The sequence below is a fragment of the Virgibacillus dokdonensis genome (assembly GCF_900166595.1).
GTDB classification, from domain to species: domain Bacteria; phylum Bacillota; class Bacilli; order Bacillales; family Amphibacillaceae; genus Virgibacillus; species Virgibacillus dokdonensis.
On record NZ_LT745763.1, the window covers coordinates 2226555 to 2247063 of the forward strand.

The following is a 20509-nucleotide window of genomic DNA, read 5'->3' on the forward strand; positions in this document are numbered from 1 at the left end:
CCCCTTTAAAACGATACAGCCAATCTAGCTTTGGCTATCTTCTCAAATGGAATCTCTACAGTTTGATTACGAGTTTTCAATTTATATGAAATAGTTACTACATCATTCGCAAAGTCAACTAGTTTTCCTTCATATTCTTTTTCACCATTTATTGGTTCATATAACTTGACATAAATTTGTTTATTCATATTCTCTTCAAAATCTTTCTTTTTCTTTAAAGGGCGCTCAGCTCCTGGTGAAGAGACTTCTAAAAAATAGGCCTCTGCGATTGGATCTGTTTGATCCAATCGTTCGCTTAATTCCTCAGACACCTCTCCACACTCTGTAATGTCAACACCGCCTTCTTTATCAATATACACACGCAAAAACCAGTTTTTTCCTTCTTTCACATATTCTACATCGACTAATTCAAGATTTTTTTGTTTTAGGATCGGGAGAACTAATTCTTCCGTTGTTTGTATTACTTTTGAACTCAACACATATCCTCCTTTTTGTGCTATTTTTTCACGATATAAGGTTACTTCGGATGAGCCGATCGTTATATCTACGTCCTAATCCAGGCGAATAGAATTCCATTAAAAACGTACGCTTCATACAAAATGCAAGTCAAATTATGATGTCTACAAACGCTATTTACTCAAGTTATTCCACTTTTTTGTAGTATAAGCCAAACGACGACGTTCTGTCGCCATAAGGACTTGCGATAGCCAAGTTTTTCTAAAAAGATAAGAAAGTATAAAATTATTTGCTTCGGATAACGAAATAACCGAATAGCCACGTCTGGCTCCATCGCCAGCAACTAGACGATTTCAAGAAATCGCCGTACGATAAGCCATCATCAGTCGTGACTAAGAGGAAGGTCGACTAAAAACGGGCGCCCCACGCTTTTGTTCCTTATAATACTATTAGTATAAACCATATGTCGTGATTTCATTTACAAACAGCTAAATGCGTATAGAAGAAACACTGTAAACACGTTGTATCTCATAAAGTTACAAATGCTGTTTATTTATAAGTTTTTGGCTAACAGTAGCTTGATGTTTCCCTACTACAAACAACATGTGCCAATTTCAATACAAAACCCCTGCCGAGAGGTGTGGCAAGGGAGTTGAGGGCACAGGTTGAAGTATGAAGAAAGAGTGGGTTGCTACCCACTCTTTCAAAACGTTCGTATCGTTACTTACCAAAATTAGTATATCACAAGGAAAAATAGGTTGCAAGTTAGAACAAAGATAGCTGATTTTGTTCTGCCATTCCTTCTAAGCAGCCATGGTTATCCAAGTATTCCAATACAGTTTTAGAGATTTTACTTCTTTCTCGTAAGTCTTCTTTTGACAAAAATTCTCCTTCTTCTCTTGCTTTTACAATGTTTATTGCAGCATTCGTTCCCAAACCGTCTACAGCATTAAACGGTGGAATAAGAGAATCCCCAGCGACAATAAATTCTGTTGCACTAGATTTGTATAAATCCACTTTTTTAAAAGAATAACCTCGTTCACACATTTCTAGAGCAAGCTCTAAAACTGTAAGTAAACTTTTCTCTTTTGGAGAAGCTTCATTTCCTTTAACAGTAATGGTTTCCATTCGTTTTCTAATTGCATTAGAACCTTTAATCATGGTATCGAGTTCAAAGTCATCTGCTCGAACAGTGAAGTATGCTGCATAAAAGAATATAGGATGATGTACTTTAAAATAAGCTATTCTTACAGCCATTAATACATAAGCAGCAGCATGGGCTTTGGGGAACATGTATTTAATCTTTTTACATGATTCAATATACCAATCTGGGACATCATGCTTTTTCATTTCTGTAATCCACTCATCCTTTAGCCCTTTCCCTTTACGAACAAACTCCATAATTTGGAAAGCTAAAGAGGCATCTAGCCCTTTATGCATAAGATAAACCATAATATCGTCACGACAACCGATAACATCCGGTAGTTCACATATACCGTCATTAATTAATTCCTGTGCATTACCTAACCAAACGTCCGTACCGTGTGACAATCCTGAGATAATAACAAGTTCTGCAAACGTGTTTGGTTTTGTATCTTCCAACATTTGACGAACAAACTTCGTCCCAAATTCTGGCACACCTAATGTACCAGTTTTACAGTTAATTTGTTCAGGCGTTACTCCAAGCGCTTCGGGGCCAGAAAAAATAGTCATTACATCTGGATCGTCGGTAGGAATGGTTTTAGGGTCAATCCCACTTAAATCTTGTAGCATACGAATAACCGTTGGATCATCATGTCCAAGTATATCCAATTTCAATAAATTATCATGAATGGAATGGAAATCAAAATGCGTCGTCCTCCATTCACTACTTCTGTCATCAGCCGGATACTGAATAGGAGTGAAATCAAAAATTTCTTTGTCGTCAGGAACAACAATAATACCTCCTGGATGCTGACCTGTAGTTCGCTTCACCCCAGTACATCCTTTTACTAGTCGATCAACTTCTGCATTTTTATAAACGAGTTGTTTATCAGAAGCATACCCTTTCACATAGCCATAGGCTGTCTTCTCAGCAATAGTACCAATTGTTCCAGCACGATATACATTGTCGATCCCAAACAATTCTTTCGTATAGTTATGCGCCCTTGGTTGATAAGAACCTGAGAAGTTCAAATCAATATCTGGTACTTTATCACCTTTAAAGCCTAAAAATGTTTCAAATGGGATATCTTGACCATCTTTTGTTAAGCTTGTCCCACATGTTGGACAATGCTTATCTGGTAAATCAAATCCACTTCCAACTGAACCATCCGTAATAAACTCATGATAATGGCAAGACAAACATACATAATGTGGTGGTAAAGGATTTACTTCTGTAATTTCTGTCATCGTTGCAACAAAGGATGAACCTACTGAACCACGAGAACCTACTAAATAACCATCGTCTAGTGATTTTTTAACTAGTTTTTGTGAAATGAGATAAATAACACTAAACCCATGACCAATAATACTTTTTAATTCTTTCTCTAAACGTTCTGTGACAATCTTTGGAATCGGCTCACCATAAATTTTCTTTGCCCTTGTATAACAAAGGTCACGTATTTCTTGATCCGCCCCTTCTATCGTCGGTGTGAACAAGCCGTCTTTTACTGGTGCGATTTCTTCAATTTCATCTGCAATGGCTTGTGTATTCGTAACGACAATTTCCGTTGCTTTCTTTTCACCTAAAAAGTAGAAGGATTCTAACATTTCATTCGTCGTTCGAAATGGGGTTTGTGATAATGTGACTCGGTTTAATGGATTTCCTGCTTGGGAAGCAATGAGAATCTGTCTGTAAATCTGATCCTGCTCGTCTAAATAATGGACATTTCCCGTCGCAACAACCTTTTTGTCCACACGTTCACCTAACTGGACAATTTTTTTTATGATATCCAATAGTTGTGCTTCATTTTGCACTAAATCTTTTTCAATTAAATGCATGTAATTTGCAGGTGGTTGCACTTCTATATAATCATAAAATTGAGCTACTTTTTCTGCCTCTTCTGCTGATTTTTGCATCATCGTCTCAAAAACTTCTCCTTGATCACAAGCAGAGCCTATTAAAATGCCTTGACGGTATTTCTGTAATAAGGAACGTGGCAATCTTGGAACACGATAAAAATAATCAATATGGGCATGAGAAACAAGTTTATATAAGTTCTTTAATCCTTCTTCTGTCTGCGCAATTAACGTACAATGAAAAGGTCTTGAACGTTGATATGCATTACCTTCTCCCATATGTTTATTCAGCTGGTTATGGTTGATTATGTCTTTCTCTAATAGAGCTTGAACGAGTTTCCATAATAAATAGCCGGTTGCTTCCGCGTCATAAATCGCCCTGTGATGCTGCGTTAATTCAATATCCAGAAATTTACACAATGTATTCAATCGGTGATTTTTTAAATGTGGGAATAAAAATCTTGCTAATTCCAACGTATCAATAACAGCATTTGTAGCTTTTGGAAAATCAATTTTCTTAAAACCTTGATTTAAAAATCCCATATCAAAACTCGCATTATGGGCTACTAAAATATCATCTGCCATCCACTTGCGAAAATCTGCTAATACTTCGTCAACTTCTGGTGCATGCTCTACCATTTCATCCGTAATACCTGTAAGATCAATGGTTGTCTGCGATAAAGGATGGTGAGGATTTGCAAAAGATTCAAACCGATCCACAATTTCTCCTTGATGAATTTTCACAGCAGCTAATTCAATAATGGTGTCGTATACAGCTGATAAGCCTGTAGTCTCCACATCAAATACAACGTATGTAGCTGTAGCTAAATCTACATCTTGTTCATTATAAGCAATAGGAACACCGTCATCGACTAAATTCGCCTCTACACCATAAAGCACTTTTATACCATGCTTTTTTCCTGCGTTATAGGCATCAGGAAAACCTTGTACGCCTGCATGATCAGTAATAGCAATAGCTTTATGTCCCCATTTTGCTGCTTGAGCAACTAAATTTGCTGGTGAGACTACTGCATCCATTTGACTCATTGTCGTATGGGCATGTAATTCAACCCTTTTATCTTCATCCGGTGCCGCATCTTTCCTAGGCTCTACTTTTATTTCGTGTATGTCATTAGCCATCATTGCCAGTTCATTTGTATACATATCTGTTTGAATACTTCCCCGAGCTTTAATCCACATACCCTCTTTTACTGACTGAAATTTTTCAGCGTCTTCATCGCCTTTTGAAAACATTTTAATTTGTAATGAATCCGTATAATCCGTTGCTTTAATGATAAGCAAACTGCGACCGGAACGCAGTTTACGAATATCTACAGCGAAAATATAACCTTGAACCGTTATTCGACGCTCTTCTTCTAAAATTTCTTCCATATGAACAGGATCATCTTGAATCTTATAACCGAGCATCACAGGTTTATTTTCAGGCTGCAGTTTTGCGTGATCACGTTTGGTTTTCTCTTGCACGGTACGTTGAACAAGTTGCTGATCTTCTGCAGCTTTTTGTTCTTTAAACTGCTGAATAGCTTCTAATTTAGCTTTCACTTCTATTTGCAACTGAAAAACCGGTAAACCTGATTGCAAACAGAAAGATTTAAATGGCTCCTCGAGTCTTTTTTTCACAGCTTTGCTTTCTGCTTCATTTCTGGCGGTTAACATAATATTATTACCGTTAACTTTCGGTGTTTGTGATTGCACCATATCTTTATAGGCAGGTGACAATTGTGAAAGAGACTGAATAAAATTTCGCCAATATTTTAACGTCATTTGCTCATCGCAAGCTTTATTTGCCGTCTCAATGGTTAATTCGATCGTAGCAATTTGCGCAAAACTTGTTTGTAGTCGGTGTTTAAATACTTGATATACTTCGCAAGGCAATATTTGATTCGTATAAATATGAAAATGCCACGTCTTCGATTGCTTAAAAATTTCTAGCTTTTTTAAATAACTATCAGCAAAATAAGGCAATTGTTCTTCGGAAATTTCCAGTTGCTTTAACAGTACATCCATTTTCTTCTTTTTCGATATATCCATTGCTATCCTCCTGTCCCATTTCTAAATAGAAAGCTGTAAAACCCCTGTCACTCTTATGGACAAGGGTTTTTGTAAATACATCTCTTTCCAATTAAAGAAATAAACGTTGAATATCGTTCCATGTCACAACAATCATGAGTAACATGAGCAGTGCGAAACCTATAAAGTGGAACAAACCTTCTTTTTCTGGAGAAACCGGTTTTCCACGTATCGCTTCAATCCCAACAAACAACAATCTTCCTCCATCCAATGCTGGAAGTGGGACAAGATTGACAATCCCCAAGTTAATACTTAACATGGCCGTCCATAACAGGAAGTTTGTAAAACCAGTTTGTACAATTTGGTCTGTGGCATCATATATTCCGACTGGTCCTGATAAAGCATCAATGGACAATTGTCCCGTAATTAACATCCCTAAGTTTGTTAAAATGAGCTTCGATGTTTCATACGTCTGTGAAATGCCATATGGAATAGTACCTAAAATTGATTTTTCAAACGCTTGATATACACCAATTTGGCCAAATGATTCTTCCCCTTCAACACCTTCTGCTTCATTTGGAACTACCGTTAAAGCAATTTCTTCTCCATCGCGCAACACGGTCACATTGAGCTCTTCACTCGGGCTACTTCTTACGATCGTGTGAAATTCTTCCCAGGTAGAAATAGAGTCTTTCTCAATTTGGATTATTTCATCCCCCTCTTTTATACCTGCTTCAGCTGCCGGGCTATCAGCTATAACTTCTCCCATTTGTGCTTCTTCTACAGGCACACCTTGGATAATCCCAAGGATTAAGAAGATAAAAATAGCCAACACAAAGTTCATCATTGGCCCTGCAAATAATTGCATGGCTCGCTGTGTTACTGTTTTGGAAGCGAACTGCCTATCATAAGGAGCAATTTGTGTTTCTCTTTCGTCCATAACGAAGAAAGCTTTCGGGTCAACATCAAAAACAAGTTTTTCCTCTTCACCGACTTCATATCCTTTTATTTGCAATGCATGATCTAAATCCGCTTCTTCAATTTCAATAATACGGGCATTTGGATGTTTGGTTTTGTGATTTACAATAATTTTATTTACTTTTCCAAACTCATTAAATTCTAACCCTACATGATGACCAGGTTTTAAATCAATGATCTCTGGGTCTTCTCCGGCAACTCGCACGTAGCCACCAATTGGAAGGAGCCGGATGGTATAAACAGTTTCGTTCCTTGTAAATGCAAACACTTTTGGGCCAAAACCAATGGCAAACTCACGCGCTAACATGCCAGCTCGTTTAGCAAAAATTAAATGCCCCCATTCATGAATGAATACAAGGAGACCAAACATTAGAATAAACGCAATGACTGTATTCAAATAAAAGCACCTTCCTTTAAAAGTATCGGTTAATCATTCAATGCATCATTGATAAGTAAAATTGGTTTCAATGAATGGATGTAATCCTTATCTTTCCTATGAAGTCTATTAATTAAAAAAACCAACAAGATGTAATATTGGTAAAACAAATAATAAGCTGTCAAAGCGATCTAGAATACCGCCATGACCTGGAAGTACATTTCCTGAATCTTTCACCCCAAAGTGACGTTTGAACGCAGATTCAACCAAATCGCCAATTTGTCCAAATACAGATGCAATAATTGCTACCCCAATCATGCCAACTAAGCTATCTCCAATAGGATGAACAATTTGAAAGATAATACTTACAATAATCGCTAACAAAATACCGCCTAAAGCACCTTCTATTGTCTTATTTGGGCTGATTTTAGGCCATAGTTTATGCTTCCCAAAAGCTCGCCCTACAAAATAGGCTCCTGTATCTGTGGACCAAATAAGAAGAAATATGTAGAGGATCGTTGCTAATCCGCCTCCACCTTCTCCCCCCCTAGCTAAAAGCAAATAATAGAACCCCATCCCGACATAAATCGCTGAAATAAGAACAACGCCCGCATGGTCAAAGGTAAATTTATTTTTAACTAATACAGTATAGGACAATAGTAACAGGACAATAAGCATTAAAATTTCTGATTTCGTCAGCCACATAAACGGGATAGCATCCATATGTTCTGCCTGCAAAAGTACCCATAACAGCCCAATACCTAAAATGGAGGGGATGGAGTATTTAGCTATATTCCCCATCCTTAATAATTCTAAAAAACCAATTGTTGCCATTGCATACACTAAAATCTCAAATGGAAGGCCACCAATGATAACAAAGGGAACAAATATGATTAATGCAATGATGGCTGTAATAATCCGTTGCTTCATATACTACCTCACCTTAAATACCGCCATAACGACGCTGGCGTTGCTGATATTCTTCAATTGCTTGTTTAAATACTGCTTCATCAAAATCAGGCCAAAGAACTTCTGTAAACCAAAATTCAGTGTAAGCAAGTTGCCATAATAAAAAATTACTTAACCGTTGCTCGCCACTTGTTCGTATTAGTAAATCTGGATCGCTAAGTTCTTTTGTATATAAATATTTATCGAAGACTTCTTCGCTTATAGCTTCCAGATGAAGCTTTTCATTTTGCACATCTGTCACTACGTGTTTCATTGCTTGTATAATTTCATACCTACTACCATAGTTTAAAGCAAAATTTAATAATAATCCATCATTATTCTTTGTTTTATCCATCGCATACTGAACCGCTTCTTTTGTATGCTCTGGTAAAGCTTCAAATTCCCCAATGGTTTGAATTCGAACATTTCTTTCCATTAATTCAGGTAAGTGAATATGTAAAAATTCCTTAGGAAGCTTCATTAAAAAGTCAATTTCTTTTTGCGGTCGTTTCCAATTTTCTGTTGAAAATGCATATAAAGTTAAAATGTTAACATTACTCTTATGCGCTGCACGAACGGTCTTTACTACGGAGTCCACCCCTTCTTTATGACCCGCAATACGTGGTAATGACCTTTTTTTAGCCCATCTTCCATTTCCGTCCATAATAATTGCAACATGGTTTGGGATATTCTCTGTATTCTTTAATGGTTCTATTTCTTTTGTTTTCTTTTTTGTAAAGGGAAGTCTAATTGACATAGTTTGTCCTCCGAATATGTGTCAACGTTTCTAGTTCTCTATCTGCACCTATTTTATGACGTGCAAATAGATTATATGATATATGAATCATCATTATATCATGTAAACCAAGTTTTATTATACCGATTTTTTCTAAAATACAAAAGCCCCCTTTAAAAAAGAGGGCGATTTTCTGCTTATTTTAGTTGGAATAGCATTAAACTTCCATAATTTCTTTTTCTTTTTCTTTCGCTAGTTGGTCAATTTTCGCTATATATTTATCTGTTACTTTTTGTACATCGTCTTGTAAAGCCCGTACATCGTCTTCTGAAATACTGTCTTCTTTTTTCAATTGATCATTTGCTTCACGTCGTATGTTTCTTACTTGAACACGTGATTCTTCGGCATATTTACCTACTACTTTAACTAAATCTTTACGACGTTCTTCTGTTAATGCTGGGATATTAATCCGAATTACATTACCATCACTAGAAGGTGAAAGACCTAGATCTGCTTTTTGAATCCCTTTTTCCACGTCAGAAATAGCTGATTTATCATATGGTGTAACAACAAGTAGTCTTGCTTCTGGTGCGGAGACCGAAGCAATTTGGTTTAATGGCGTACTCATTCCATAGTATTCCACAAAAACACTGTCTAATAAACTTGGATTTGCCCTTCCAGCTCTAACAGTAGCCAGATTTTTAGAGAAAGCTTGTACAGCTTGTTCCATTTTTTCATTCGTTTGTTTCAATATACCATCAGACATGTTATTTCCCCCTTATTGTAGTTCCAATTACTTCACCTTGAACGACCCGTTTAATATTGCCTTCTTCCATTATAGAAAACACAACTAAAGGAATATCGTTATCCATACATAAAGTTGAAGCTGTTGAGTCCATAACTCCAAGTCCTGCATTGAGCATTTCCATATAAGAAAGGTTCTCATACTTCTCTGCATTTTCATTCAATTTAGGATCCGCTGTATAAACGCCATCCACATTATTTTTTGCCATCAAAATGACTTCTGCTTCAATTTCAGCTGCGCGTAATGCTGCAGTTGTATCCGTTGAGAAGAAAGGATTTCCTGTACCAGCAGCAAAAATGACAACACGCTTTTTCTCCAAATGGCGAATTGCTTTCCTTCTTATGTACGGCTCAGCCACTTGTCTCATTTCTATTGATGTTTGTACTCTTGTAGGTATACCGATGTTTTCCAGTCCATCTTGAAGTGCTAAAGCATTCATAATGGTTGCTAGCATCCCCATATAGTCAGCATTGGCACGATCCATACCCATTTCACTGCCTACTTTGCCGCGCCATATATTTCCTCCGCCAACGACAATCGCAATTTCTACATCTAATTCAGCAACTTCTTTTACTTGATCAGCGATAGACTGAATAATTTTAGGCTCAATGCCATATCCAAGTTCGCCACTTAATGCTTCTCCACTTAGTTTAAGCACGATTCTACGGTAACGAGCTGTTGTCATAATAACCTCCATAGAAAATAAAATAGTTTGTTGTAATAAGCATTCTTAAGTTATATGGAGAAATAGGGAACAATTGCTTGCTCCCTATCAACCAAGTTATTTTTTGATTTGACTCATCACTTCGTCTGCAAAGTTCTCTTCACGTTTTTCCATTCCTTCGCCTACTTCATAACGTGCAAAAGTTTTCACAGTTGCTCCTTTATCCGCAACGAACTTTTTCACTTTTTGGTCTGGGTCTTTTACAAAACTTTGCTCTAACAAACAAATTTCTTCAAAAAACTTGCCAAGACGACCTTCTACCATTTTTTCAACAATATGTTCTGGTTTACCTTCATTTAAAGCTTGGGCTTTTAATACTTCACGCTCATGGTTTACTTCTTCTTCTGCAACATCATCACGAGAAATATAACGTGGATTTACAGCTGCAATATGCATCGCTACATCTTTAGCAACATCTTTATCTGTAGTTCCTTCTAACAAGGTAAGCACACCGATACGTCCACCCATGTGCAAATACTCACCAAACGCATCGTTATCCGTTTTCGTTACAATTGTAAAACGACGAAGGGATAATTTTTCACCAATTTTTGCAACAGCAGCTTTAATATGGTTTTCAACTGTTTCTCCAGTCGCTTCCATCGTTTGCTGTAGTGCTTCCTCTACTGTCTCTGGCTGGTGTTTTAACAAATGAGTTGCTAATGTAGATAATAGGTCTTTAAACTGGTCATTTTTTGTTACGAAATCTGTTTCACAGTTTACTTCTAGTAAAACAGCTGTATTACCATCTACTTGAATGTACGCAGACCCTTCAGCAGCAATACGGTCAGCTTTCTTTGCAGCTTTAGACAGACCTTTCTCACGTAAGAAATCAACAGCAGCCTCTAAATTGCCATCTGTTTCCTGAAGTGCTTTTTTACAATCCATCATTCCTGCACCAGTTTTTTCACGTAATTCTTTAACCATTTTTGCAGTGATTGCCATTTGAAATCCTCCTTAAAATCATCGACTAATTCATATTTTCTTTTAAAAAAGGTGATAAAAGGCTCACATCCTCTTATCACCCTCACCTTTTCCTTCTTTACTCTTGTTCTGTTTCCTTTGCTTCTTCAGACGCTTGCTCTGATTCTGGAGCTTCATTCATTTCTTCGCCTTGTTTCACTTCTAAAATAGCATCTGCCATTTTGGAAGTCAAAAGTTTCACGGCACGAATCGCATCATCATTAGCAGGGATTACATAATCAATTTCATCTGGATCACAGTTTGTGTCCACAATTCCGATAATCGGAATATTTAATTTATGAGCTTCAGCAATAGCAATTCGCTCTTTACGTGGGTCAATTACAAACAACGCATCTGGAAGTTTATCCATTTCTTTAATTCCACCAAGGAACTTCACTAAGCGATCTTTTTCTTTTAGAAGATCAACAACTTCTTTCTTTGGTAGCACTTCAAAAGTTCCATCTTCTTCCATGCGCTCAATGTCTTTCAAACGGTTAATGCGTTTACGAATGGTTTGAAAATTAGTAAGTGTTCCACCTAACCAACGTTGGTTAACATAGTACATACCTGAACGAATGGCTTCGTCACGTACAGATTCCTGAGCTTGTTTTTTCGTACCAACGAATAAAACGGTTCCTCCGTCGGCAACAAGTTGCTTGACATAATTATACGCTTCATCAACCTTTTTCACCGTTTTTTGTAGATCGATGATGTAAATACCGTTACGTTCTGTAAAGATGTATTTTTTCATCTTTGGGTTCCAGCGACGAGTTTGGTGACCAAAATGTACACCAGCTTCGAGTAGCTGTTTCATTGAAATAGCTGACATTAAAAATTCCTCCTAATTGGTTTTTTCCTCCGTAATAGATCCTTTTTGTAAATAGACCAATTATTTTGGCACCTTATTTACAAATCCCTACACGTGTGTAATCGACATACTAGCACTTTTTAGTGCACAACATTATCTTCACACCACAAGATAATATATCATAAGAAGGAAGAGGATTCAAGTATTTTTATCGTGCATAAGAAAATGGTTTTAACAGTTCTATATTTATGATATTAAAATAAGCAGTATTATTACACTCTTTACAGACTAGTGCGGTACAGGTATGAGCTTAATCCACAAAGTAGGAATGCTTATACTGAATAAATGATTCAATGAGTTTATTCTTCTTTTTACAGAATAGGAAAACGAAAAAATGTATGTGCAAACCATGCTACCAAATATGGAAGATTTCATGAGTATTGCGGGATTATTACCAACAGAGGAATGCTTATTCGATGCACTCCTCTACATTAAACCTCAACATGATGCTATATTGGATAAATAAAACAATCGAGTTGAAAGCTATTTCGATGAATTAATCTTTGAATTCTGCTGAAACTTAATCGTTAATGCTACTTCTGTTTTTCCACAATTTAATTGTTGAGCGATTTCTGAAGCTGTGTGCCCTTGACTATGTAATTGTAATATTTTCGCTTGTAGCGAAGTTGTCATCTCGTCTTGCTGTTCATTATTGTATGGAACGTCTTTTTCCTCTTTTTTCACTAGTTGTATTTGATCCGTTTCCACATTTTCTCGTTTGTTTAATGTAATCAACTGCTGTTGTAAACGTATGTTCTCCTGTTTTATTTCATCAATATATGCTGCTAGCAAAGCGTCAATTTCAGAAGTATCCAATTGTTGATTTGTATTCATTCGTTTATACAATTGAAAAATAACTGTGAAGGCAACCATATGTAATAGAAAACTGACCAAAATTAATATAGATGTCACCAATTGTTTACCTCCATTCTATCCGTTCACATCAATTTCTGTTCCCAAAAAAGGATGTTCATTTATGCTGACCTGTTGTTCCTTTTTATTTACCTTCCGTTCCTTCATAGTTGTCGTTTGTTGATCGCTCTTTACTGAGTCTGATTGATCCGTGCGACGTACCTGTTTCCTTTTTCGCTGTTCTTCCATTAATTGCTGCCGCGAAAGAGAAGCTTGATAAAGTTGGCTTTGGTGAAGAAGTTGTTGTTGCATTTTACTTGCATCTAGAGAACGAGGAATAGCTACTTGCAATTCAATGGATTTCCATCCCATGTTATATCACTCCACGTCATATATACATATATCCATAGAAGCCCCATTTGTGCCTCAACTTTTAATAACCAACCATGTATTTATTTGAATATGGTGCATTTCTAGGTGAAGCGCTGAGAGTCAGGTTAAAGGAGAAGTAACAATTTCATTGTCTACTAGCTGCACTTTAACACCTTGATAATTCCCATTACTAATGCGGTAATATTTTCCAAATGCCACAACGACATTTGCATGTAGATAGTTGCGGACTACCAATGTCGCATCTTCCACGTTTCCAAGATTTGTTGTCAATTGATTTAATAAGCGGTTTACCTCTGCTAAACGTTCTTTTGTTTTTTGTAACGAGTGCTTATATCGAAGCAGCGTAATTTTTAGTTTAGAATCATTTTCTATTTGCTGTCCATTTAATTTTTTTTCTAGTAGAGCTAGCTTAGAAAGCGTGGCCTCCAGTTTTTTCTTTTCGTCTAATAAATCTCTCTTTTCCTTCTCCGTTTTTTGATCTAGCCCAAACATAACTTCTGTTTTCACACCTACACGATTTCCTACATCTTTTGCTTCTATCCTCTTTCCAACTGATAATGTACCACCAATAATATTTCCTCTATGACAGATAACACGCTCACGTACTTTACACTGGCTATGAAAAATAGAATTTTCTACAAATAAGTCCTTCCCAGCAATAATATTGCCTTGGTTCACATAACCAACATGTATATTTTCGTCTGCTTGAATCGTTCCTGCCCCTTGCCCTGCGACTCCTTCTGCTACATAGATCGAACCACCAGCAAGTACTGTAGCAGCTTCCACCATCCCAAATATTTTGACATCTCCTTTTGCTGTAACTGTATAACCAGCAGGAACATCACCACGAATAATAATAGTGCCGATAAAATCTATATTGCCCGTTTTCATAGATAATGTTTGATTTACTTCATATACCGGTTGGACTTGAATATACTTTCCGCGCCAGCTCAACTGCCCATCTGTAGTAGCATAAAAACTTTGGTCAGCTTCCCGATAAACAACGTTCTTGCCTGCTTTTACAAGAACTTTTTTGCCAGGGTATGATGGAATAATCGCTCCGCATACGTCAAAACCCGCTTCACCATCGGTCGGTGCAATAAGGGTTGCGATTTTTTCCCCTTTTTTCACCGATGGTATTTGCATAATGTCTCGAAAATCCTGCTTTTTTTCCCAAGCATTATCAGGATTAAAGTCAGAGATATATTGTATTTGACCATCTTTGCCATGGACTGGTTTTTTTCCTTTAGCAATTGTAATTGGATAAGTAACATTTGATGTATCGTTGACGATCGAAAAAATCGCTTCTTCCAAAATTCCATTCGTAACGTTATTTTTTTGTAGAAATGCAATCACATCTGATTTCGTCATTTGTAGTGTTGTAAAATCTTCTTCCTGTTCGCTTACGTCTATTTCTGCTAACATTTTATTTTGGGAGACGTTAACTTTAAATATATTTTCTAATAATTTCATTCCCGCACCCTCCCTAGTAAATAATTTTTAAATTATAGAAAAAGGTTATGCACATCCGTCACTTTCTTTTTGTATCTCGCCTTGTTAGTGTATGCGCATGTCAGACTCCATTTTATTTTATAAAGAAAAGTAGTTAAAAAGTTATACTTCATGCAAACAAACTAAGATATAGCTTGCAGTTTCTTTAAGATCGTGTGCAACTTAGTAATCGATTTCTTATGAATTTGTGATATTCGAGACGTCGTCAACCCTAACACTTCTCCTATTTCAGTTAATGTTAATTCCTCTTGATAAAATAAACTGATTACTAATTGCTCATTCTCATTTAAATTTTTCATACTAGCTTTTAATTCTTGTTTTAGTTCGTTTTTTACAACTTGATTTTCTGGAGAGACCGATTTAGTATCCGGAATGGAATAACCTATTCCTTCTTTAAGCTTTAGTTTCGGATCAGTAGGCTTTTCTTCAATGGAAAGAATATTAGCGAATAAAGAATCGTACATCGCAGTTTCCACTTCTTTAACCGTCATACCAGTATGCTTTGCAATTTCTTCCGTACTTGGTATTCTTTGATATTGTTGTTCTAATTGATTTGTTACGTGCTCAATCTTTTTTGTTTTTTCTCGTAAAGAACGGGGAAGCCAATCTTCTTTTCGAAGCCCATCAATAATCGCTCCTTTAATACGAAACGAAGCGTACGTATCGAATTTTAGTTGACGAGTGCGGTCAAACTTTTTTAATGCATCGTAAAGACCCATTAGTCCAAAACTTTTCACATCATCTTTCATTACATTATTTGGCAAATGGCTGGCGATTCTCTCCACATGAAAGTTAACCAAATACATATAATTTTCGATTAGTTCATTTGCTGCCTCCATGCAATGGTTATTAAGCCAATCATCCCAAAGCTTCTGCTCATGCGGAGATGAAGTTGCTTTCATCTTTATCACTCCTTCTTACCATAGCTTCATCCGTCCTGTTACTATGCGATAATAAACGGACACTCCTATTGCCTTAAGTTAAAAGTCCATCCATCAAGATGGCTTTTTGCTTTTTAGTAACTTTTATTGAACAAGCTACACTCTCCTTAAATATAAGCTCAAGTTTCTTAAAATAAGAAGTTCGTTTTTGCGACACAGCGTTTCTACTTTGGTTAGCTAGTATCATTTCTATAAATTATTCAGTCCATTATTTTTCAATGGTTCTAAATTTAAATAAATGTTTCACCTTTATTTACCGTTCGCACTTTCAAGAGACTTGTCTGTATATCAAATTCTATTGTCCGTCCAGCGTTACCACCTGTGTCAGATGCAAGAACAGGGATGGAAAGATGCTTCAGTTTCTCCAAAACAGATTCTACATTTCTTGGACCAATTCGCATCATATCCGATCCCGATGAAAATTGAAACATTTGTGCCCCTCCAGCTACTTTAGCTTTTAATAGATTACTTCTTGCTCCAAGACTAGATAATTGCTCCACCAAAAGTGGTATTGCTGTATCGGCATATTTATAGTGATTAAATTTGTTTTGTCTAGCTAATTTCGAATCTGGTAATAGAACATGTGCTAGCCCAGCTACTTTTTTTCTTTCATCATAGATAACAACACCTACACAGGATCCTAGACCAGATGTTCGAATCTTATTAGGAGCTTTGGTTACCTTCAAATCTGCTATCCCGACTTTTACAACATGAGAGGAAGAAATTAGTTTAGACATCGTTCGTAACTCCTAATGCTTTAAACAGTTTTGAAAATGAATCAGGGTCAGGAATAAATAAAAAATTTCCTTTAATTTGGCTTACTTGATAAGATGAACTGATTTTTGCATCAATAATTAAGGCATAGTCTGCTACTTGCGATACTTCAAGCAGTCCCACGGTCAATATTGCACCAGCCATATCAATACTTAAATAAGGTACAGAAGGCTGCATAGTAATATTGGTAAAGTCACCTAAGGCTGATAAATAAGCACCTGTTACGATATTACCTGCTTCTTGAATGACGGAAATGGCTAGCTCATCATTAACATCTAAACGTAATGCATCGTTATTCGTAATTTCCTTAATTAAAGCTTCTGCCTCTTCTATAGAAAAGATGAAATATACAGTACCAGGGGCATCTCCTTGAATGCGAAATAACAAGGCGACAACAACAGACTCTGGGCCACCAATGCGTTCCATCATCTCGTCAAAACTAACAATGTTCACAGTAGGCACATCCATGTCTATTTTTCGATTTACTAATTTAGACATGGATGTTGCAGCATTTCCAGCACCAATATTTCCTATTTCCCGTAGCGCATCTTTTTGCATTTGCGTTAACTTTGTTAGATCCATGAGCTTGGCCTTACCCTTCCACTGACTTTAATTCTTCTATCTCTTCTTCTGTTAATACTTTTTGCATATTTAATAGAATAAGTAAGCGGTTTTCGAGCTTTGCTACCCCTTCAATATATTTCGTATCAACAGTTCCTATCACTTCAGGAGTAGGCTCTATTTCAGATTCTGGGATATCAATAACATCATTAGCAGCGTCTACCACTAAGCCAACTTCCATATTTTCCAAAATAACAATAATAATACGATTTGAATCGCTGTAAGGTGTTTCTTCCATACCAAAACGTAATCGTAGATCAATAACCGGAGTTACAACTCCTCTTAAATTAATGACCCCTTTTACAAAATCAGCTGTTTGAGGAACTCTTGTAATTGGCATTAGCCTTTCAATTGAGCTTACCTGCTGTACAGAAACTGCATATTCTTCCTCACCAAGTTGAAATACAATGACCTTTCTATTTCCAGACATATTGTTTTCCATCTACTATCCCTCCATTTTTATTTTACTAGCGCATTACTATCAATAATCAAGGCTACTTCTCCATCACCGAGGATGGTAGCCCCAGAAATAGCGAAAGTGTTCGTTAAATAATTGCCTAGCGATTTTAAGACGACTTCCTGTTGACCAATAAATGAATCTACGACAAGTCCTACCATTTTATTACCTTTCTTGACAATGACAATGGATAAGTATGAATCTTTATTTGCTTCTATCGTTTGCTTCACGTTAAATATGTCATTTAAAAATGCTAATGGCACCACTTTGCCACGAAAATCAATTACTTTTGTATGATGTGCATGCATGACATCATCTTTATGGACAATTGCTGTTTCTATAATCGATGATAGTGGGATGGCATATTTTTCTTTCTGTAGCTCAATTAGAAGGACAGAAATAATGGATAATGTAAGCGGCAATTGAATAGAAAAGACTGTTCCTTGCCCCTCTTTAGAATCAATTGCTATTTTTCCACCTAAAGATTCAATTGTATTTTTAACAACATCTAAACCAACACCTCGGCCAGAAATATCTGATACTTGATCAGCAGTTGAAAAACCACTGGACATAATTAATTCAAATACTTGCTGATCGGATAAAAGTTCCGCTTGTGATTCAGATAAAACTCCTTTTGAAATTGCTTTCTTTATCACTTTATCCTTGTGAATGCCTGCACCATCGTCCACAATTTCGATAAACACATGGTTACCACTATGGTAAGCTTCAAGCTTTAATGTGCCATATTCAGGTTTCCCTTTATTTATTCTTTCTTCTTTTGATTCAATACCGTGATCAATTGCATTACGAATGAGATGAACTAATGGGTCACCAATTTCATCAATTACCGTTCGATCTAATTCTGTATCAGCGCCAATAACTTCCACTTCAACTTGTTTATTTAACTCCCGAGCAACTTGTCGTATCATCCGCGGAAACCGATTAAACACTTGTTCAATTGGCACCATGCGCATCGTCAAAATGATGGACTGAAGATCATTAGAAACACGCGACATATGTTCAACTGTATCTTGCAAATCTTTATTATCTAAGTCTGCAGCTAATTGCTCTAATCTCCCACGGTCAACAACTAATTCTTCAAATAAATTCATTAGTACGTCTAAACGATCAATATTTACGCGAATGGTTTTATTTGCTACCCCATTCGCATGTCGTTGTTTGCTTTGTTGCCCCTTAGGTTGCGGCTGCTCTTCAGATTTTTCTACACTTTTCTCTGTTTCCTGAATCTGATCAACGTTAAAAGGAACAATGTGAACTGTTTCAATTTCAGAAACCTTTTCAATATTCGTTTGTATCGTTTCTTTTTTATACTCAGAGATAAATAATACTGTAAACGTCTGATCAAATTGTTCTTCTTCCAATTCCGTTACAGACGGCTCAGATTTAACAATTTCACCAAGCTTTTCCAAAACTTCAAACACCATAAATACACGAGCGCCTTTTAATAAACAATTTTGGCTTAGAGCAATAGTAATTTCATAGTTTGTATATCCACGCTCTTTTGACTCTTGTAAAATAGTAAGCGCAAATTCGTCTACATTTTTCATTTGCATGCCATTTGATTTGGCTTGCTTTAAGGTATTTAGTGGTGCACTATCTTTAGCCAATGAGTCTCCTTGCTCTAAACATTTCAATTGTTCGACAATATCCGTTACGTCTTTGCTCCCACTACCACCAGAAGCAATATCCTCTACCATTTCATGTAAATAATCAACTGCAGAAAACAAAATATCAATCATTTCTGATTGAACGTTTAGCCGTCCTTCTTTAATGGCATCAAAAACATTTTCTAACTTATGCGTGAGATTAGCTAAATCTTGGTACCCCATCGTCGCTGACATTCCTTTTAGCGTATGGGCTGCTCGGAAAATTTCTTCAATGATTGCCCTTTCCTGCGGGTTTTTCTCTAGCGCTAGTAACTGGTTGTACAAAACTTCCAAATGTTCGTTGCTCTCATCTATAAAGACAGTTAAATATCCAGAAGTATCCAACTCTATCCCTCCAACTAAATTAATTGAGTTATTAACCTACTTACTGCATGCAATGGGACTTGCTTATTAACCAAATTGGTAGCCATTGCCGCTTTTGGCATTCCATATACAATTGCAGTTTCCTCCGATTCTGCAATAATGTATGTGTGTTTATCATATTTTTTTAAGCTTTTAATCCCATTTGCCCCGTCATTTCCCATCCCTGTTAAAATCACCGCCATCTTGTTAACTTCTTTAAGTGGCGCGAGGGATGTAAAAAGCATATCTACAGATGGTCTATGGCCACGTAATGGTTCTTCATCTGTTAGATCGATAAAAACGGAAGAACCCATCTGTTTTACTTTCATATGCCATCCACCTGGCGCAATATATACAACACCCCGTCGTAATCTCTCACCATGTGCCGCTTCCTTCACCACTATGTCAGATTTATAGTTCAGTCGCTCAGCTAGCGATTTTGTAAATCCGGCTGGCATATGCTGAACAATCAACACAGCAGCTGCCAAATCCTTTGGTAATTGTTCAATAATATGCTGAAGTGCTCTAGGACCACCTGTTGAAGCCCCAATGACTACGATTGTCTGCTTATACGTTCCTAACTCATTTACAGGATTCTCTACTATATTTTGCCTAACCCCCTCTTCTTGCTGACTTGGCAATTTAACCGAGGCAGCAGTAATCACTTTACGAATGATTTCTTGTTTCATAGTCTCAATATCAATTGAAATAGCACCAGAAGGCTTAGCAATAAAATCTACCGCTCCACTAGAAATAGCTTGAATGGTTTTAATCGTTGCATCTTCTGTTACACTGGACAACATAACAACAGGTATTGGATTTGTTTGCATGATGTTTTTCAAAGTCGTTATTCCATCCATTACTGGCATTTGTACGTCTAGTGTGATAACATCAGGTGAAAATTTGTTTATTTTATGTAGTCCATCTTCACCATTTCGAGCTGTAGCAACAACCTCTATCTGTGGGTCACTCGATAGCATATCTGTAAGAATTTTACGCATAAAAGCTGAATCATCAATGACAAGGACTCGAATTATATTCATAATC

The 20509-nt window shown here is 36.7% G+C and carries 19 protein-coding genes; 1 reads left to right on the forward strand and 18 read right to left on the reverse strand.

Annotation, left to right across the window (positions count from 1 at the left end; all coding sequences use genetic code 11):
• Window positions 1-5: 5 nt before the first annotated feature.
• The 9 genes from rimP to rpsB form a co-directional block, all read right to left on the reverse strand.
• Window positions 6-476: a ribosome maturation factor RimP gene (rimP, locus tag B2C77_RS12025; RefSeq protein ID WP_077704015.1), complete on the reverse strand. Its 471-nt coding sequence runs from the start codon at window positions 474-476 to the stop codon at window positions 6-8.
• 745 nt (window positions 477-1221) lie between these two features.
• On the reverse strand, window positions 1222-5508 hold the full coding sequence (locus tag B2C77_RS12030) for a PolC-type DNA polymerase III (RefSeq protein WP_077704018.1): 4287 nt from the start codon (window positions 5506-5508) through the stop codon (window positions 1222-1224).
• A gap of 91 nt (window positions 5509-5599) precedes the next feature.
• Entirely contained in the window at window positions 5600-6862 is a 1263-nt protein-coding gene (gene rseP, locus B2C77_RS12035) for an RIP metalloprotease RseP (RefSeq protein ID WP_077704021.1), read from the reverse strand.
• Window positions 6863-6970: 108 nt separating this feature from the next.
• Complete coding sequence (locus B2C77_RS12040; protein WP_077704024.1) at window positions 6971-7771, reverse strand: phosphatidate cytidylyltransferase; 801 nt, start codon at window positions 7769-7771, stop codon at window positions 6971-6973.
• A gap of 13 nt (window positions 7772-7784) precedes the next feature.
• A complete protein-coding gene (gene uppS, locus B2C77_RS12045) occupies window positions 7785-8546 on the reverse strand; it encodes an undecaprenyl pyrophosphate synthase (protein WP_077704027.1) in 762 nt (253 codons plus the stop codon).
• 196 nt (window positions 8547-8742) lie between these two features.
• A complete protein-coding gene (gene frr, locus B2C77_RS12050) occupies window positions 8743-9291 on the reverse strand; it encodes a ribosome recycling factor (protein ID WP_077704035.1) in 549 nt (182 codons plus the stop codon).
• 1 nt (window position 9292) lies between these two features.
• The gene (gene pyrH, locus B2C77_RS12055) at window positions 9293-10015 is read right to left on the reverse strand and encodes a UMP kinase (protein ID WP_073005022.1); all 723 of its coding nucleotides are present in this window, start codon (window positions 10013-10015) and stop codon (window positions 9293-9295) included.
• A 96-nt stretch (window positions 10016-10111) separates the two neighbouring features.
• Complete coding sequence (tsf, locus tag B2C77_RS12060; protein ID WP_077704037.1) at window positions 10112-10996, reverse strand: translation elongation factor Ts; 885 nt, start codon at window positions 10994-10996, stop codon at window positions 10112-10114.
• Window positions 10997-11093: 97 nt separating this feature from the next.
• Window positions 11094-11843, reverse strand: coding sequence for a 30S ribosomal protein S2 (gene rpsB / locus B2C77_RS12065; protein WP_077704040.1), 750 nt, complete (start codon window positions 11841-11843; stop codon window positions 11094-11096).
• Window positions 11844-12216: 373 nt separating this feature from the next.
• Between rpsB and B2C77_RS22375 the strand changes: the two genes are divergently transcribed.
• Complete coding sequence (locus tag B2C77_RS22375; protein ID WP_257790349.1) at window positions 12217-12348, forward strand: hypothetical protein; 132 nt, start codon at window positions 12217-12219, stop codon at window positions 12346-12348.
• Between the two features lie 17 nt (window positions 12349-12365).
• Here the strand turns inward: B2C77_RS22375 and B2C77_RS12070 are convergent, their stop codons facing one another.
• From B2C77_RS12070 to B2C77_RS12110, 9 genes are all read right to left on the reverse strand, one after another.
• The gene (locus tag B2C77_RS12070) at window positions 12366-12797 is read right to left on the reverse strand and encodes a DUF6115 domain-containing protein (protein ID WP_077704043.1); all 432 of its coding nucleotides are present in this window, start codon (window positions 12795-12797) and stop codon (window positions 12366-12368) included.
• A 15-nt stretch (window positions 12798-12812) separates the two neighbouring features.
• Window positions 12813-13106, reverse strand: a complete 294-nt coding sequence (locus tag B2C77_RS12075; protein WP_077704046.1) for a hypothetical protein — start codon at window positions 13104-13106, stop codon at window positions 12813-12815.
• A gap of 120 nt (window positions 13107-13226) precedes the next feature.
• A complete protein-coding gene (locus tag B2C77_RS12080; protein ID WP_077704049.1) occupies window positions 13227-14600 on the reverse strand; it encodes a flagellar assembly protein A in 1374 nt (457 codons plus the stop codon).
• Window positions 14601-14761: 161 nt separating this feature from the next.
• Complete coding sequence (locus B2C77_RS12085; RefSeq protein ID WP_077704051.1) at window positions 14762-15541, reverse strand: FliA/WhiG family RNA polymerase sigma factor; 780 nt, start codon at window positions 15539-15541, stop codon at window positions 14762-14764.
• Between the two features lie 269 nt (window positions 15542-15810).
• A complete protein-coding gene (locus B2C77_RS12090; protein WP_077704054.1) occupies window positions 15811-16317 on the reverse strand; it encodes a chemotaxis protein CheD in 507 nt (168 codons plus the stop codon).
• Entirely contained in the window at window positions 16310-16936 is a 627-nt protein-coding gene (locus B2C77_RS12095; RefSeq protein ID WP_077704057.1) for a chemotaxis protein CheC, read from the reverse strand. The genes B2C77_RS12090 and B2C77_RS12095 overlap by 8 nt, the downstream gene beginning before the upstream one ends.
• 10 nt (window positions 16937-16946) lie before the next feature.
• Window positions 16947-17417 carry a chemotaxis protein CheW gene (locus B2C77_RS12100; protein WP_073005038.1) on the reverse strand — a complete coding sequence of 157 codons (471 nt, stop codon included), beginning with the start codon at window positions 17415-17417 and terminating at the stop codon, window positions 16947-16949.
• A gap of 17 nt (window positions 17418-17434) precedes the next feature.
• Window positions 17435-19444, reverse strand: coding sequence for a chemotaxis protein CheA (locus tag B2C77_RS12105; protein ID WP_077704060.1), 2010 nt, complete (start codon window positions 19442-19444; stop codon window positions 17435-17437).
• A 14-nt stretch (window positions 19445-19458) separates the two neighbouring features.
• Window positions 19459-20505, reverse strand: coding sequence for a protein-glutamate methylesterase/protein-glutamine glutaminase (locus tag B2C77_RS12110; protein WP_077704063.1), 1047 nt, complete (start codon window positions 20503-20505; stop codon window positions 19459-19461).
• Window positions 20506-20509: the final 4 nt, after the last annotated feature.